The 16,676-nt window shown below is 54.6% G+C and carries 13 protein-coding genes; 7 read left to right on the forward strand and 6 right to left on the reverse strand.

Going from position 1 to position 16,676, the window contains the following annotated elements; genetic code table 11:
• Positions 1 to 184: 184 nt before the first annotated feature.
• Positions 185 to 655: a transcriptional regulator ArgR gene (gene argR, locus ACREYP_RS01570; RefSeq protein WP_008454885.1), complete on the reverse strand. Its 471-nt coding sequence runs from the start codon at positions 653 to 655 to the stop codon at positions 185 to 187.
• 488 nt (positions 656 to 1,143) lie between these two features.
• Here argR and mdh point away from each other — a divergent pair, with 488 nt between their 5' ends.
• Positions 1,144 to 2,079, forward strand: coding sequence for a malate dehydrogenase (mdh, locus tag ACREYP_RS01575; protein WP_008454883.1), 936 nt, complete (start codon positions 1,144 to 1,146; stop codon positions 2,077 to 2,079).
• 57 nt (positions 2,080 to 2,136) lie between these two features.
• Here mdh and degS read toward each other — a convergent pair whose 3' ends face one another.
• The 3 genes from degS to zapG form a co-directional block, all read right to left on the reverse strand.
• Positions 2,137 to 3,204, reverse strand: coding sequence for an outer membrane-stress sensor serine endopeptidase DegS (degS, locus tag ACREYP_RS01580; RefSeq protein WP_008454882.1), 1,068 nt, complete (start codon positions 3,202 to 3,204; stop codon positions 2,137 to 2,139).
• A gap of 88 nt (positions 3,205 to 3,292) precedes the next feature.
• Positions 3,293 to 4,663 carry a serine endoprotease DegQ gene (gene degQ, locus ACREYP_RS01585; protein WP_336818809.1) on the reverse strand — a complete coding sequence of 457 codons (1,371 nt, stop codon included), beginning with the start codon at positions 4,661 to 4,663 and terminating at the stop codon, positions 3,293 to 3,295.
• Between the two features lie 174 nt (positions 4,664 to 4,837).
• Complete coding sequence (zapG, locus tag ACREYP_RS01590; protein WP_008454880.1) at positions 4,838 to 5,236, reverse strand: Z-ring associated protein ZapG; 399 nt, start codon at positions 5,234 to 5,236, stop codon at positions 4,838 to 4,840.
• A gap of 176 nt (positions 5,237 to 5,412) precedes the next feature.
• Between zapG and zapE the strand changes: the two genes are divergently transcribed.
• From zapE to sspB, 5 genes are all read left to right on the forward strand, one after another.
• Positions 5,413 to 6,537, forward strand: coding sequence for a cell division protein ZapE (gene zapE / locus ACREYP_RS01595; protein ID WP_336818810.1), 1,125 nt, complete (start codon positions 5,413 to 5,415; stop codon positions 6,535 to 6,537).
• Positions 6,538 to 6,764: 227 nt separating this feature from the next.
• Complete coding sequence (gene rplM / locus ACREYP_RS01600) at positions 6,765 to 7,193, forward strand: 50S ribosomal protein L13 (protein ID WP_008454874.1); 429 nt, start codon at positions 6,765 to 6,767, stop codon at positions 7,191 to 7,193.
• Between the two features lie 15 nt (positions 7,194 to 7,208).
• Positions 7,209 to 7,601 carry a 30S ribosomal protein S9 gene (gene rpsI, locus ACREYP_RS01605; RefSeq protein ID WP_000829818.1) on the forward strand — a complete coding sequence of 131 codons (393 nt, stop codon included), beginning with the start codon at positions 7,209 to 7,211 and terminating at the stop codon, positions 7,599 to 7,601.
• A gap of 323 nt (positions 7,602 to 7,924) precedes the next feature.
• The gene (gene sspA, locus ACREYP_RS01610) at positions 7,925 to 8,566 is read left to right on the forward strand and encodes a stringent starvation protein SspA (RefSeq protein WP_008454872.1); all 642 of its coding nucleotides are present in this window, start codon (positions 7,925 to 7,927) and stop codon (positions 8,564 to 8,566) included.
• Between the two features lie 3 nt (positions 8,567 to 8,569).
• On the forward strand, positions 8,570 to 9,073 hold the full coding sequence (gene sspB, locus ACREYP_RS01615) for a ClpXP protease specificity-enhancing factor (protein ID WP_213715433.1): 504 nt from the start codon (positions 8,570 to 8,572) through the stop codon (positions 9,071 to 9,073).
• A gap of 80 nt (positions 9,074 to 9,153) precedes the next feature.
• Here sspB and ACREYP_RS01620 read toward each other — a convergent pair whose 3' ends face one another.
• Both ACREYP_RS01620 and gltB read right to left on the reverse strand, forming a co-directional pair.
• On the reverse strand, positions 9,154 to 10,572 hold the full coding sequence (locus ACREYP_RS01620) for a glutamate synthase small subunit (RefSeq protein WP_336818811.1): 1,419 nt from the start codon (positions 10,570 to 10,572) through the stop codon (positions 9,154 to 9,156).
• 9 nt (positions 10,573 to 10,581) lie between these two features.
• Entirely contained in the window at positions 10,582 to 15,042 is a 4,461-nt protein-coding gene (gene gltB / locus ACREYP_RS01625; RefSeq protein WP_336818812.1) for a glutamate synthase large subunit, read from the reverse strand.
• A 679-nt stretch (positions 15,043 to 15,721) separates the two neighbouring features.
• Between gltB and mnmL the strand changes: the two genes are divergently transcribed.
• Entirely contained in the window at positions 15,722 to 16,654 is a 933-nt protein-coding gene (mnmL, locus tag ACREYP_RS01630) for a tRNA modification radical SAM protein MnmL/YtqA (RefSeq protein ID WP_034807687.1), read from the forward strand.
• Positions 16,655 to 16,676: the final 22 nt, after the last annotated feature.

A 16,676-nucleotide genomic window follows, 5' to 3' on the forward strand; every position in this document is an offset into this window, starting at 1 on the left:
TGTTAAATATAAGTAAAATCATAGATATGGGTGAATTTGACTATTTGTGCGGTAACACGCAGAACAATGCCCTGTGGAATGGTATTGAAGCAATTCCATACGCTGGATTGAGGTTTATTTACGGAAGATTACCAACTGAGAGGCCCGCCGCGTCATGACGGCGGGCTGAGAAGAGGGGGAGTGATTACAGCTCTTGTTCGAACAGCACCAGGATGGCTTCGTACAGCTCTTTCACCGTGAAGTTATTGGCTGGCGTGGTGAAAATAGTGTCGTCCCCGGCAATGGTGCCCAGAATACCTTCCGCTTTTCCCAGTGAGTCCAGCAGGCGAGCAATGAGCTGTGCGGCGCCAGGGCTGGTATGGATCACTACGACGGCGTCGTTATAGTCGATATCCAGAACCAGGTTTTTTAGCGGGCTGGAGGTCGTCGGGACGCCCAGCTCGGCAGGCAGGCAGTAGACCATTTCCATTTTTGCATTACGCGTTCTTACCGCGCCGAATTTGGTCAGCATGCGGGACACTTTGGATTGGTTGATGTTTTCGAAGCCGTCGTTTTGTAACGCCTGAACTATCTCGCCCTGTGAGCTGAATTTCTCTTCTTTAAGTAATGCTTTGAAAGCCTTTACTAATTCTTCTTGTTTTGAGGAGTTACGCATAAATAACCTATCCTGGGTAAAAGAGATAACATTATTATGCATTTAAATGAATTTTTATGCAAATTGTTCATCTTCCTTCAGGTGCCTGATTTTACGGCGGCCTGAATAGCGTGGGAGAATCATCCGGCGGAGATCAGCCTGAAATAATGTTATGAAAGCGGGCGATTTTATCAAATTTCGTTATCGGCGAACATGCCTGTGTCACGACTCGCAAATAAGCTTCAAAGTAAATTAAATGTTATCAAAATGATGTTGTTTTGGTGTGCGCGGAGGGGTAATGTAACCGCCGTTGATGTAACCACATCAGGTCGTGACCGGGCGCTATGGCGTCGTTCCTCCCGGCGAGTAAATGCAGCAGCAACGCGGTCGGTGATTGCTTTATATCGCAATCTGGCGGCGGGAAGATTGTAATTACCTCCTCTCTGGATTATGGTCGCCACCGCATGGAGTTACGGCACGATTTTGCTAACCATAATAAGGAGTTTAGGATGAAAGTTGCAGTCCTCGGCGCAGCTGGCGGTATCGGCCAGGCGCTTGCCCTTCTACTTAAGACCCAACTGCCTTCAGGCTCAGAACTCTCTCTGTATGACATTGCGCCAGTAACCCCAGGGGTTGCGGTGGATCTGAGTCATATCCCGACTGACGTGAAAATCAAAGGTTTCTCCGGCGAAGATGCTACCCCTGCGCTGGTGGGTGCAGATGTGGTGCTGATCTCCGCAGGTGTTGCACGTAAACCAGGTATGGATCGTTCCGACCTGTTCAACGTGAACGCGGGTATTGTGAAAAACCTGATCGAGCAAGTGGCGAAAACCGCCCCTAAAGCTTGCATCGGTATTATTACCAACCCGGTAAACACCACCGTGGCGATTGCCGCAGAAGTGCTGAAAAAAGCGGGTGTTTACGATAAGAACAAACTGTTCGGCGTCACTACGCTGGATATCATCCGCTCCAACACCTTTGTTGCCGAGCTGAAAGGCAAGCAGCCAACGGATATCGAAGTCCCGGTGATTGGCGGCCACTCTGGCGTAACCATTCTGCCGCTGCTGTCCCAGATCCCTGGCGTGAGCTTCACCGAGCAGGAAGTCGCTGACCTGACCAAACGTATCCAGAACGCGGGTACTGAAGTGGTTGAAGCGAAAGCCGGTGGCGGGTCCGCAACGCTGTCTATGGGCCAGGCTGCGGCTCGTTTCGGTCTGTCTCTGGTTCGCGCTTTGAAAGGCGAAAGCAACGTTGTGGAATGCGCTTACGTTGAAGGCGACGGCGAGCACGCACGTTTCTTCTCCCAGCCGCTGCTGCTGGGTAAAAATGGTATCGTTGAGCGTAAAGCTATCGGCACCCTCAGCGCATTTGAGAAAAACGCGATGGAAGGCATGCTGGATACCCTGAAGAAAGATATCCAACTGGGCGAAGAATTCGTTAAGTAATCGACGCCTGGATAAAAAAAACCGGAACTCAGGTTCCGGTTTTTTTATGTCTGCCGTTTAGCTTCCGGCGGGGTATTCCTGCACGGTGACCTGCAGCGTGAGTTTCTTGTCTTCACGCATGACTTCGACCGGAATCACCGAGCCTGGGCGAATTTCCGCCACCTGGTCCATGGTTTCCAGCGCCGAGATAGCCGGTTTGTGGTTAACCGAGATAATCACGTCGTTAACCTGAATACCAGCCTGAGCTGCCGGGCCGTCCGGGGATACAGCATTAACGATAATCCCTTGTAGCTGATCGATGCCGGTGGAAGGGCCATGCAGCGGGGTGATTTCTCTGCCGCCAATGCCGATGTAGCCTCGAATAACCCGGCCATCGCGGATGAGCTTATCCATTATTTTGGTCGCCAGTTGGGTCGGTATCGCAAAACCAATCCCTTCCGGCGTTTCGCCGTCATTGCTCTTGTCAAACGACAGGGTGTTGATGCCCATCAGTTCCCCGAGCGAATTCACCAGCGCCCCGCCGGAGTTACCGCGGTTAATTGAGGCGTCAGTTTGCAGGAACGACTGTCGGCCCGAAGGGCTCAGGCCGATGCGGCCGGTCGCGCTGATAATGCCCTGCGTGACCGTCTGCCCCAGGTTGTAAGGGTTACCGATGGCCATGACCACATCGCCAATATGGGGCTGGCGCTTGCCGTTAATAGGAATGATCGGCAGGTTGGTGGCGTTGATTTTCAGCACAGCCAGGTCGGTCAGGCTATCGGACCCAATAAGCAGGGCTTCAAACACTCGCCCGTCCTGGAGCGCAACGATGATTTGCTCGGCATCGTTGATCACGTGTTTATTGGTAATGATGTAGCCGCGTCCGTCCATGATAACGCCGGAGCCGAGCGTCTTGATTTGAAGCTGGTTTTGGCCGTTATTGCCGACGCTGCGATTGTATACGTTCACTACCGCCGGGGCAGCGCGGCGCACGGCCGGATTAAAGCTCATCGGCGTTTCGTCGGTGCTGTCATATTGTGCCGGCGCAAGTGGGCCAACGGCTTTGCGTAACGACGGCATCGCGAGCAGCAGCAGCCCCGCAACAATCAGCCCAATGATCACCGAACGTAAGATCTTTAGAAACATGAGTTTGAGTTAATAAGTGAGAGATCGACCGCAGAATAGCATGAGTTGGACGGACATCGTACAGACGATGTCCGTTTCTCTGCTTCCGTTAACGCAACAGCAAATAGAGGCTCTGTTCGCCGCGAACAACATGCAGCGCAATGACCGCAGGCTTGGTTTCCAGCACTTTGCGCATTTCGGCGATAGTATGAATTCGCTCACGGTTAATGCCGACGATGATATCGTCTTTGTGCAGACCAACCTGAGCCGCAGGCGTGCCTTTATCCACGTTATCCAGACGAATGCCCTTGCCGCCGTCCTTCAGTTGCCCATCGCTTAGCGTGGCACCCTGCAGCGCTGGCAGGATCATTTCTGCGCTTGCGGAAGAGGCGGTGCTCTTGTCCAGCGTCACGTTCACTTCCAGTGGTTTGCCGTCGCGCAGCAAGCCCAGTTTCACCACGGTGCCGGGCTCGGTTGTGGCAATTTTCGCTCGTAATTCGGCGAAACTGCTCAGCGGGTTACCGTTCAGGCTGGTGATGATATCCCCGGCTTTAATGCCCGCTTTTGCCGACCCTGACTGAGGCAGAACTTCACTGACAAAGGCACCACGCTGGGTGGAAAGGTTAAACGCTTTGGCGATGTCGGCGTTCATCTCCATGCCTTTGATTCCCAGCAGGCCACGTTTGATTTCACCAAATTCCATCAGCTGTTTGGCGAGGGTTTGGGCCATATTGCTCGGGATAGCAAAACCAATTCCTACGCTGCCGCCTGCGGGAGCAAGAATCGCAGTGTTGATGCCAATCAGTTCGCCGTTCAGGTTGAGCAGCGCGCCGCCGGAGTTACCCCGGTTGATTGAAGCATCTGTTTGAATAAAGTTTTCCAGACCTTCAAGGTTCAGGCCGCTGCGGCCCAGTGCGGAAACGATGCCGGAAGTCGCTGTTTGACCGAGGCCAAATGGGTTACCCACCGCAACCGCAAAATCACCCACTTTGAGCTTGTCAGAGTCGGCCACTTTGATTTCGGTAAGCCCGGTCGCGTTTTGCAACTGAAGTAGCGCGATGTCGCTCTGATCGTCCCCGCCAATCAGTTTGGCATCAAATTCACGCCCGTCATTCAGCTGCACGCTGATTTTCTGTGCCTGATTAATCACATGGTTGTTGGTCAGGACATAGCCTTTTGCGGCGTTGATGATGACGCCGGAACCCAAGCCTTCAAACTGCTGAGGTGTGTCGGAGGGGGCTTCATCGCCGTAGAATTTTTTGAACTCTTCCGGCACTTTCTGGCTGGACGCTGAGGCGGTGCCTTCAACCTGTACGCTGACGACCGCCGGTAAGACTTTTTCCAGCATCGGCGCAAGGCTTGGCAAAGCCGGCTGGCCTGGAACCTGGGAAGGCAGTGACGCGCTTGCCAGAGGGGATACGCCGAGCGTCAGAGCGACGCTTAACGCTAATGCATTCAACAGCCGTGTTTGTTTCTTCATTGGATGCTGGCTCTCGTCACCTGGAAAAAGGAATGCCCACTCACGCAATTGATGTTATTGAAAGATCAATCGACTCACAATGGCGTAATAAGAAAGCACAAGATAATTAAATGATAGCTGGGTCAGGAAAGGATGGGGCACCTGAACTGTGCCCCGGAAAAGCTAAAACAGGGATTAATCGCGTTTTGCACCGGCGCGAAGCAGGCCGGAAGCACCGTCTGAATAATCACGCGGCATCTGAACCGGCGCCTGATCGTTCCCGGCTTCAGACTCGGCAAGACGGTTACGGAACGGATTGGCTTCCGCTGTCATCTCCGGCAGCAGGCTGCTGGAGCTTTTTGCCATGTGCTGATACAGCTGGCGATAATCGTGTGCCATGTTATCCAGCAGCTCGGCGCTGCGGGCAAAATGGCTGACTAACTCTTCGCGGTACTCTTCAAGCTCCGCTTTGTTTTTTTCCAGCTCATACTGCAGAGCTTGCTGTTGGCGCAGCTTACGATTGCCGAAACGCATGGCTACGGCGCCGATAATAAGGCCCACTACTAACCCAATAAGCGCATATTCCCAAGTCATGAACTTCTCCCGTTATCTTGTGATTCCGTAGGGTAATGTAGCCACTATAACCGTTAACCTAAGAGAAGTGGAATCCTGACGCTGCATCGCTTAGGGTAGAACGGCCTTTTTTTGGACAACCGGTTCGAAAAAGGCAGTGAACGGCTATCCGATTATAAAGGGAAGATAATAATACCATGCAAAATCTCTCTCCTGCATCGCGCTACCAGCAGGCCCTGGCAGAAGGCAGTTTTCAACCTGATGATGTGCAGCGCGAAGCGATTATGCGCCTGGACGCTATCTGGCAAGCATTGTCCGTTGCACCTACACCCGCGCCTGCCGGTGGGTTGCTGACTAAGTTCGGCAAGCTGTTCGGTAAAAAAGAGGTTCAGGCCGGGCAGGAGCCAGCCCGGGGTTTGTATATGTGGGGAGGCGTGGGGCGAGGTAAAACCTGGCTGATGGATATGTTTTTTCAGAGTTTGCCGGGAGAGCGCAAACTCAGGCTGCACTTTCACCGCTTTATGCTTCGGGTTCACGAAGAGCTGGCGCAGCAGCAGGGCCACACGGATCCGCTGGAAATTATTGCTGACGGCTTTAAGGCCGAAACGGATGTGCTGTGCTTCGACGAATTTTTTGTCTCTGATATCACCGATGCCATGCTGCTGGGTACATTAATGAAAGCGCTTTTTGCGCGAGGCATCACGCTGGTGGCCACGTCGAACATCCCGCCGGATGATTTGTACCGCAATGGGCTGCAGCGCGCGCGGTTCTTACCCGCCATCGAAGCAATCAAACGCTATTGCGACGTGATGAACGTGGATGCCGGGATTGATTACCGCCTGAGAACGCTGACTCAGGCGCACCTTTGGCTGTCACCGCTGAATACAGACTCCGCGCTGCAAATGGAAAAGCTTTATGTCGCTCTGGCCGGGGCAAAGCGCGAAGGGGCGCCGGTACTGGAAATCAACCATCGGCCAATGGTGACGATGGGGGCCGCAAACCAGACGCTGGCTATCGATTTCAGCACGCTATGCGTGGACGCGCGCAGCCAACATGATTACATCGCGCTTTCGCGCCAGTTCCACACCGTCCTGCTGTTTAATGTAACGGTGATGACAACGTTGATGGAGAGTGAGGCACGCCGTTTTATCGCTATGGTGGACGAATTCTATGAGCGCCACGTTAAGCTGGTGGTGTCTGCTGAGACCGAGCTATTCAATATTTATCAAGGAGAAAGGCTTAAGTTTGAGTTCCAGCGTTGTCTTTCCAGGCTGCAGGAAATGCAAAGTGAAGAGTATTTACGCCGGCCTCATCTGCCGTGACGATGAATATGTGATATCAACGACAAATTGTGGTCGATCTTTGAGGTCGACTTCTCTATAATCTTGCGACCCCACGTTACAACCAAAGTTTTTTTCCCAAAACTTTTGTCGTGCCGGCATAGGCTATTCGAAGGGGTAGGTTTGCTGGACAATGTCGCGTGAACCTCGACTGATTTTAAACGTTTGGGTGTTCACCAACGTGTAACTATATATTGGGTAAGCTTTTAATGAAAACTTTTACAGCTAAACCAGAAACTGTACAGCGCGACTGGTATGTCGTTGATGCTGAAGGTAAGACCTTAGGTCGTCTGGCTACTGAACTGGCTCGCCGTCTGCGCGGTAAGCACAAAGCGGAATACACTCCGCACGTTGATACTGGTGATTACATCATCGTTCTGAACGCTGACAAAGTTGCTGTAACCGGCAACAAGCGTACTGACAAAGTGTACTACCACCACACCGGCCACATCGGTGGTATCAAACAAGCGACCTTTGAAGAGATGATTGCCCGCCGTCCTGAGCGTGTGATTGAAATCGCGGTTAAAGGCATGCTGCCAAAGGGCCCGCTGGGTCGTGCAATGTTCCGTAAACTGAAAGTTTACGCGGGCACCGAGCACAACCACGCGGCACAGCAACCGCAAGTTCTGGACATTTAATCGGGATTATAGGCAATGGCTGAAAATCAATACTACGGCACTGGTCGCCGCAAAAGTTCCGCAGCTCGCGTGTTTATCAAACCGGGCAACGGCAAAATCGTTATCAACCAACGTTCTCTGGAACAGTACTTCGGTCGTGAAACTGCCCGCATGGTAGTTCGTCAGCCGCTGGAACTGGTCGACATGGTTGAGAAACTGGATCTGTACATCACCGTTAAAGGTGGTGGTATCTCTGGTCAGGCTGGTGCGATCCGTCACGGTATCACCCGCGCTCTGATGGAGTACGATGAGTCCCTGCGTTCCGAGCTGCGTAAAGCTGGCTTCGTTACCCGTGATGCTCGTCAGGTTGAACGTAAGAAAGTCGGTCTGCGTAAAGCACGTCGTCGTCCTCAGTTCTCCAAACGTTAATTGTTCTCTGCCTGTTCAGGCAGCAAGACAGTTGGCAAAAAGCCCGGTCCTGGTACCGGGTTTTTTTATGCCTGTAATTTATATTATTGCTTTTAACGTTTTGAAATTATTTGCCTTTCAGGCAAATTCGATATACGACCACCACAAAACCAGTAAAATCTGGTAAACTATCATCCAATTTTCTGCCCAAATGTCGGCATCCAGTTGTTTTCGCCCTGATAAGGCGTCAGCGATGTTTCGGCGAAGCATTGGGTAATAACGGTCAGGTTAGTCGCCGCTTGCGGCTATTAGCAGTAATTTTCTGGATAAACTTGGAGGTTTTCATGGCTGTCGCTGCCAACAAACGTTCGGTGATGACGCTGTTTTCCGGTCCTACTGACATCTACAGCCACCAGGTCCGTATCGTCCTGGCTGAGAAAGGTGTTAGCGTTGAAATTGAGCATGTGGAAACGGATAACCTGCCTCAGGATCTGATTGACCTCAACCCCAATCACAGCGTACCGACCCTGGTTGACCGCGAGCTGACGCTGTGGGAATCCCGCATCATCATGGAATACCTTGATGAGCGTTTCCCGCACCCACCTTTGATGCCGGTTTATCCGGTTGCGCGTGGTGAAAGCCGTCTGTACATGCACCGCATTGAGAAAGACTGGTATTCGTTGATGAACGTGGTGATGAACGGCTCAGCGCAGGAAGCGGAAGCCGCTCGTAAGCAGCTGCGTGAAGAGCTGTTGAGTATCGCCCCGGTCTTTACCCAGAAGCCTTTCTTCCTGAGCGACGAGTTCAGCCTGGTCGACTGCTATCTGGCTCCGCTGCTGTGGCGCTTGCCGCAGATGGGCATTGAGCTGACAGGTGCGGGCTCCAAAGAGATGAAAGGGTACATGACCCGCGTCTTCGAGCGTGACTCCTTCCTGGCCTCTTTGACCGAACCTGAGCGCGAAATGCGTCTGCAGACCCGAGGCTAATTGATGGATATGTCGCAGCTGTCGCCGCGCCGTCCTTATCTGCTGCGGGCCTTTTATGAGTGGCTGCTGGATAACCAGCTCACGCCACATCTGGTGGTAGATATCACACTACCGGGCGTACAGGTTCCGATGGAGTATGCGCGTGACGGGCAAATTGTGCTGAACATCGCCCCGCGAGCCGTAGGGAATCTGGAGCTGGCCAATGACGAAGTGCGCTTTAACGCGCGTTTCGGCGGCGTACCTCGCCAGGTTAACGTACCTATGGCTGCCGTGCTGGCTATCTATGCACGTGAAAATGGCGCGGGCACCATGTTTGAGCCGGAAGCGGGCTATGATGAAGACGCTGAAAGCCACAACGATGACCAGCCCGTTATCGGTGAGACTGAAACAGTTATGCAGGTTATTGACGGCGATCGCCCGGATCACGGCGATGATGACAATAACCCGGATGACGATCCGCCGCCGCCGCCTCGCGGTGGTCGCCCCGCACTGCGCGTGGTGAAATAACAAAAAGCCAGTCGAAAGACTGGCTTTTTTTATGGAGGATTCGGCGCAATCTGGCAGCCTGAGCCGCCAGATTTTAACGCTTATACTTCGAGGAAGTTCATAATCCCGTCAGCCGCCTTACGCCCTTCAGCAATAGCGGTGACCACCAGATCGGAACCACGAACCGCATCGCCACCGGCGAAGATTTTCGGGTTGCTGGTCTGGAAAGCGTTCTCGCTAGCTTCTGGTGCGAGAATGCGCCCCTGGCTGTCCAGCTCAACGCTGTGCTGCTCCAGCCAGGTCATGCTGTGAGGGCGGAAACCGAAGGCCATTACCACCGCATCGGCTGGCAATACGTGCTCGGAGCCGGCGACGATCTCCGGGCGACGACGGCCATTCGCATCCGGCGCACCCAGCTCGGTACGGGCCACTTTCACACCGCACACCCGGCCATTTGCGTTAATTTCCACGCCCAGCGGCTGCAGATTGAACTGGAACTCCACGCCTTCTTCGCGCGCGTTTTTCACTTCGCGTTTAGAGCCCGGCATATTTTCTTCGTCACGACGGTAGGCACAGGTCACGTGGGTTGCACCCTGGCGCACTGAAGTACGCACGCAGTCCATAGCGGTGTCCCCGCCGCCCAGCACGACAACGCGTTTACCTTCCATGCTGACATACGGCTCTTCAGCTGTTTCGCCGAAGCCCATGATCTGCTTGGTATTGGCGATGAGGAACGGCAGGGCGTCATACACGCCAGGCGCGTCTTCATTTTCGAGACCACCGCGCATCGACTGATAGGTGCCGACGCCCAGGAACACGGAATCGTATTCGCTCAGCAGCTCGTCCATCTGCACATCGCGGCCCACTTCGGTATTGAGTTTGAATTCAATCCCCATCCCGCTGAAGATTTCGCGACGCTTGGTCATCACCTCTTTTTCCAGCTTAAAGGCTGGAATACCGAAGGTCAGCAGACCGCCGATTTCTGGGTGTCGGTCGTAAACCACCGCCTTCACGCCGTTACGTGCCAGAACGTCGGCACAGGCAAGCCCGGCAGGGCCTGCCCCGATGATAGCCACGCGTTTACCGGTTTGCTTCACGCCGGTCAGGTCCGGCTTCCAGCCCATCTCAATCGCTTTATCGTTGATATAGCGCTCGATGTTACCGATAGTCACCGCCCCGAACTCGTCGTTCAGCGTACAGGAGCCTTCGCAAAGGCGGTCCTGCGGGCAAACGCGGCCGCAGACTTCCGGCAGGCTGTTGGTCTGGTGAGACAGCTCGGCTGCCTCAATAATGCGCCCCTCATTGGCCAGTTTCAGCCAGTTTGGAATGTAGTTATGAACCGGGCACTTCCACTCGCAGTACGGGTTGCCGCAGGAGAGGCAGCGGTCGGCCTGAGCCTTGGCCTGCCCCTCAGAGAACGGCTCGTAGATTTCCACAAATTCAATTTTGCGGATCTTCAGCGGCTTCTTCGGCGGATCAACGCGCTGCAAGTCGATAAATTGATAAACGTTTTGACTCATCGTGACCTCTTACTGCGCCTGCACCCGCAGCTCAGCTGCGGAACGACTGCGGTGACCCAACAATGCTTTAACATCACTGGACTTCGGTTTAACCAGGGTGAATTTCGAGGCGAATGCCGGCCAGTTGGCCAGGATTTCTTCGCCGCGCTGGGAGCCGGTCAGCTGAACGTGTTCGGTGATCATGCCTCGCAGGTGCTCTTCATGAATCGCCAGCTCTTCCACACTGAGTAATTCAACCAGTTCCGGGTTCACGCGTTTGCGGAATTCACCGTCTTCGTCCAGTACGTAGGCGAAACCGCCCGTCATACCAGCCCCGAAGTTAACCCCCGTTTTGCCCAGAATACAGACGATACCGCCGGTCATGTATTCACAGCCGTTATCGCCGATGCCTTCAACCACGGTGATCGCCCCGGAGTTACGTACCGCGAAACGCTCGCCTGCACGGCCTGCGGCATACATCTTCCCGCCGGTGGCGCCATACAGGCAGGTGTTGCCGATAATGGTCGCTTCGTGGCTGCGGAAGGCTGAGCCTACCGGTGGACGCAGAGAAATCAGCCCGCCCGCCATACCTTTACCGACATAGTCGTTGGCATCGCCGGTCAGGTGCAGCTCAACGCCGCCCGCGTTCCAGACGCCGAAGCTCTGGCCTGCGGTGCCGTTAAAGTGCGCCTTGATTGGGTCAGACGCCAGGCCTTGATCGCCATGTTGCTGGGCAATGTAGCCGGAGAGCGAAGCTCCAATCGAACGGTCGGTGTTGCGAATATCAAACCAGAACGTTTTACTCTGCTTGTCGTCCACATACGCCTGTGCCTGGTTCAGCAGCTGTGCGTTAAGGTCGCCCTTATCGAACGGCGGGTTATGCTCGGTGCAGTACACCGCTTTGCCCGGCATCGGTTCAGCCGTTTTCAGCAGGGCAGAGAGATCCAGCTTCTGCTGCTTCGCCGTAAACCCGTCCAGCTCTTTCAGCAGGTCGGTACGGCCAATCAAATCAACCAGACGTTTCACGCCCAGCAGCGCCATCAGTTCTCGGGTTTCGCGGGCGATGAATTCAAAGTAGTTGGTCACTTTGAACGGCAGGCCGTGGTAATGGTTTTTACGCAGTTTGTCATCCTGAGTTGCCACGCCGGTAGCGCAGTTGTTCAGGTGACAAATTCGTAGGTATTTACAGCCCAGCGCAACCATTGGCCCGGTACCGAAGCCGAAGCTTTCTGCCCCAAGAATTGCTGCCTTGATGATGTCGAGGCCGGTTTTCAGGCCACCGTCCACCTGCAGACGAATCTTATGGCGCAGGCCGTTAGCCACCAGTGCCTGCTGGGTTTCCACCAGACCAAGTTCCCACGGGCAGCCCGCGTATTTCACGGATGACAGTGGACTTGCCCCAGTGCCGCCGTCGTAGCCGGCAATAGTAATCAGGTCCGCATAGGCTTTGGCTACGCCCGTTGCGATGGTGCCGACGCCCGGTTCGGAAACCAGCTTCACGGAAATCATCGCCTTCGGGTTAACCTGCTTCAGGTCGAAAATCAGCTGCGCCAGATCCTCGATAGAGTAAATATCGTGGTGAGGCGGAGGGGAAATCAGCGTCACGCCCGGCACGGAGTAGCGCAGCTTGGCGATATAAGGCGTCACTTTATCGCCCGGTAGCTGACCGCCTTCGCCCGGCTTCGCACCTTGCGCAACTTTAATCTGGATAACGTCGGCGTTGACCAGGTAGGCAGGCGTCACCCCGAAGCGGCCGGAAGCAACCTGCTTGATACGGGACACTTTATTGGTGCCGTAGCGCGCCGGATCTTCGCCGCCTTCGCCGGAGTTAGAGTTCCCGCCGATGCTGTTCATCGCTTCAGCCAGGGATTCGTGTGCTTCCGGGCTCAGAGCGCCGATGGACATTGCCGCGGTATCGAAGCGTTTAAACAGCTCGGTCGCTGGCTCAACGTCTTCAATTTTGACGGACTCGTCCTGCGGATTCAGCGCAAGCATATCGCGCAGCGTGGCGACCGGGCGCTCGTTAACCAGTTTCGCGTATTGCTGATAGTCGCTGTACTCGCCGCTTTGCACCGCTTTTTGCAGCGTCTGCACTACGTCCGGGTTATAGGCGTGGTATTCCCCGCCGTGAACGAATTTCAGCTGGCCACCCTGATCCAACGGCTTACGTACCAGCCAGGCGCGTTTGGACAGGTTCAGCAGATCCTGCTGGAAGTCGCCGAAGCCTGCCCCGCCGATGCGGCTGACCGCGCCCTGGAAGCAAAGCTCGGACACTTCTTTATGCAGACCCACCGCTTCGAACAGCTTAGAGCAACGGTAAGAGGCGATAGTCGAGATGCCCATTTTGGACATGATCTTGTACAGCCCTTTGTTGATGCCGTTGCGGTAGTTTTGCATCACGGTGCGGTAGTTTTTATCGATGGCGCCGTTGTCGACCAGCTTCGCCAGGGTTTCATAGGCGAGATACGGGTAGATAGCGGTCGCACCGAAGCCCAGCAGCACGGCGAAGTGGTGCGGATCGCGGGCGCTGGCGGTTTCAACAATGATGTTGGCATCGCAGCGCAGGCTCTTCTCAACGAGGCGAGTCTGGATGGCGCCTACGGCCATCGGGGCCGGAACCGGCAGGCGATTTTTCGCAATATTACGGTCGGACAACACCAGCAAGACGGTGCCATTCCGAACCATGCGTTCAGCTTCGTCGCACAGCGCCATCACCGTTTCGTGCAGCGACTTCTCGGTCACGTCATAGGTGATGTCGAGCGTATCGGCGCGATAGTGTTCCTCTTCCAGCGTGGTGAGCTGCTGGAAATCAGACCACAGCAGAATCGGCGATTTAAAGCTCAGGCGGTGTGCCTGGCCTTCTGCCTCGCAGAAGACGTTCATTTCACGGCCAATGCTGGTGGCCAGGGACATAACGTGCGCTTCACGCAGCGGATCGATTGGCGGGTTGGTCACCTGCGCAAACTGCTGGCGGAAGTAATCGTAAATAATGCGTGGCTGGCTGGAAAGCACGGCAAATGGGGTGTCATCGCCCATTGAACCCACGGCTTCCTGGCCATTCTCGCCCAGCACGCGGATCACTGAATCCAGTTCTTCGCTGCTGTAGTTAAACTGTTTCTGATAGCTGGCAAGCGTATCGTCGTCCAGCTCCCGCGAACCTACTTTTTCATCCGGCAGGTCTTCAAACGGCACCAGGCGGCGAACGTTGTTCTCCATCCACTCTTTATACGGATGGCGGCTTTTCAGCTCGGCATCGGTTTCAGCGGAGTGCAGAATACGCCCGACACGGGTGTCGATAACCATCAGCTCACCCGGGCCAACGCGGCCTTTCTCTACCACTTCATCCGGCTGGTAGTCCCAGATCCCGACTTCAGAGGCGCAGGTGATGAGCTTGTCTTTGGTGATCACGTAGCGCGCCGGACGCAGGCCGTTACGGTCCAGGTTACAGGCGGCGAAACGTCCGTCAGACATCACGATCCCGGCCGGGCCATCCCACGGCTCCATATGCATGGAGTTAAAGTCAAAGAAGGCGCGCAGCTCAGGATCCATGTTCGGGTTGTTCTGCCATGCAGGCGGAACCAGCAGACGCATGGCGCGCACGATATCCATCCCGCCGGCCAGCAGCAGCTCAAGCATGTTATCCATGGAGCTGGAGTCGGAGCCGGTTTCGTTCACGAACGGCGCAGCGTCGTGCAGATCGGGGATCAGCGGCGTCTGGAATTTATAGGTACGGGCGCGCGCCCACTGGCGGTTACCGGTGATGGTGTTGATTTCGCCGTTGTGCGCCAGATAGCGGAACGGCTGAGCCAGCGGCCAGCGTGGCACGGTGTTGGTGGAGAAGCGCTGGTGGAACAGGCAAATGGCCGATTCCAGGCGCAGGTCCGCCAGGTCCAGGTAGAAGCGCGGCAGGTCAGCCGGCATACACAGACCTTTATAAATGTTCACCAGGTTAGACAGGCTGCAGATATAGAAGTCTTTATCTTCCTGGATACGTTTTTCGATACGGCGACGGGCGATAAACAGGCGGCGTTCCATATCACGAGGGCGCCAGCCCGCCGGGGCGTTAACGAATATTTGTTCAATACGTGGCAGAGAGGAGAGGGCGATTTCACCGAGCACGTCTTTGTTCACCGGCACTTCACGCCAGCCAACAATAGACAGGGTTTCGTTTTGCAGCTCTTCTTCAACAATGCGGCGGCTGGCGCGGGCAAGCGCGTCATCCTGGTTCAGGAAAATCATGCCAACGGCATAGTTCTTGGCCAAACGCCACTGGCGTTCTTCTGCAACAATGCGGAAGAAACGATCGGGTTTTTGCAACAGCAGGCCACAACCGTCGCCGGTTTTACCGTCGGCAAGGATGGCACCACGGTGCTGCATACGGGCTAGCGCGTGAATAGCGGTACGCACTACCTTGTGGCTAGGTTCGCCTTCTATGTGGGCGATCAGGCCGAAACCACAGTTATCCTTCTCAAGGGATTTATCGTACAACATATCAGTGAACCTCCCCAGGCTCTACGTTACTCCCAACCGTTTGCGCGTGGACGCAGCAAGGGCATGGCGACGGGGTTTGCGCATCATACGCTTGCCTCGCGTGTCGCCCTCTTAATGTCCAACGCATCCGGTGTCACAAGTGTTGAGGACTTGCTTTAGAGGGAATCTCAATTACTGCATAAATATGATGGGCACAGAACCCATCCAGAAAGCTTCCAGCGGATTTCCAACTTATCGGGAAAGAGCACACAGGTCAAATGGCATTCTTATTTATACGGAATCGTACTAAGAGTGGCTTAATTAAATGAATTTAATGGTTTTTTTTGCTTTTTTGGCTATGGGGGGACGACGGTGAACGCCGAGTGTTATGTGATCGTCCTCACTATCCGAAAGGCCGTGAAACTCCAGACCATGCTGGCATGAATGATATTGCCAGCATGATATGCTACTTAACCCCCGCGGAGTGCAGCATGACACTGTTTTTCACCGTTCGTCATATTCTTTAAATAAAGGGCGGCGTCATAAGGAAAAGTAATCAAGTGCTATGTGAATAGAGTTGCACTTATTTTGAGTTTATATGCAGTGGATAAGGCTGCGCCAAAGCGATTGATCCAGGTCATCGCCGGTGCGAGAAGAAAATGGCAGGCTAGGTCCCTTTTTCGGGACGGCCCATCAGATTATGCAGTTACAGAAATTAGTCAATATGTTTGGCGGCGATCTCTCTCGTCGCTATGGGCAAAAAGTCCATAAACTCACGCTGCATGGTGGTTTCAGTTGCCCCAATCGCGATGGGACTATCGGGCGAGGCGGCTGTACTTTTTGCAACGTGGCCTCTTTCGCTGACGAAACGCAGCAGCACAATTCCATCGCTGAGCAGCTCGCACACCAGGCCAGCCGGGTGAACCGCGCTCAGCGTTATCTGGCCTATTTCCAGGCCTATACCAGCACCTGGGCTGAAGTGCAGGTGTTGCGGTCGATGTACCAGCAGGCGGTGAGCCAGACCAGCATCGTGGGGCTGTGCGTCGGTACCCGGCCTGACTGCGTGCCCGACAGCGTGCTGGATTTGCTAAGCGATTATCATGCACAGGGCTATGAGGTATGGCTGGAGCTGGGGTTACAGACGGCGAATGACAAAACGCTGCACCGTATCAACCGGGGGCACGATTTTGCCTGTTATCAGGAAACTACCCGACGGGCCCGAGCGAGAGGTTTAAAAGTTTGCAGCCATCTTATTGTCGGTTTACCGGGTGAAGGCCAGCAGCAATGTATGGACACGCTGGAGAAAGTGGTTGAAACCGGTGTGGACGGCCTGAAGCTGCATCCTTTGCATATTGTTGACGGCAGCATAATGGCCAAAAGCTGGCGGGCTGGTCGCCTTGAGGGGATCGCGCTGGATGAGTATGTCGTCACCGCGGGAGAAATGATTCGCCATACACCGCTTGATGTCGTGTTCCATCGTATTTCGGCTAATGCCCGGCGCCCAACCTTGCTTGCGCCTTTATGGTGTGAGAACCGCTGGGCCGCGATGGTGGATATCGACAGGTATTTGCTGACGCACGGGGCGCAGGGGTCAGCGCTGGGTACGCCGTGGGATCTCTCAGTTCTTTCGTAAATCCTGAGCCCGGTTCCTTTTT

The organism is Enterobacter sp. TMH.L2, assembly GCF_050847315.1.
GTDB lineage: Bacteria > Pseudomonadota > Gammaproteobacteria > Enterobacterales > Enterobacteriaceae > Cedecea.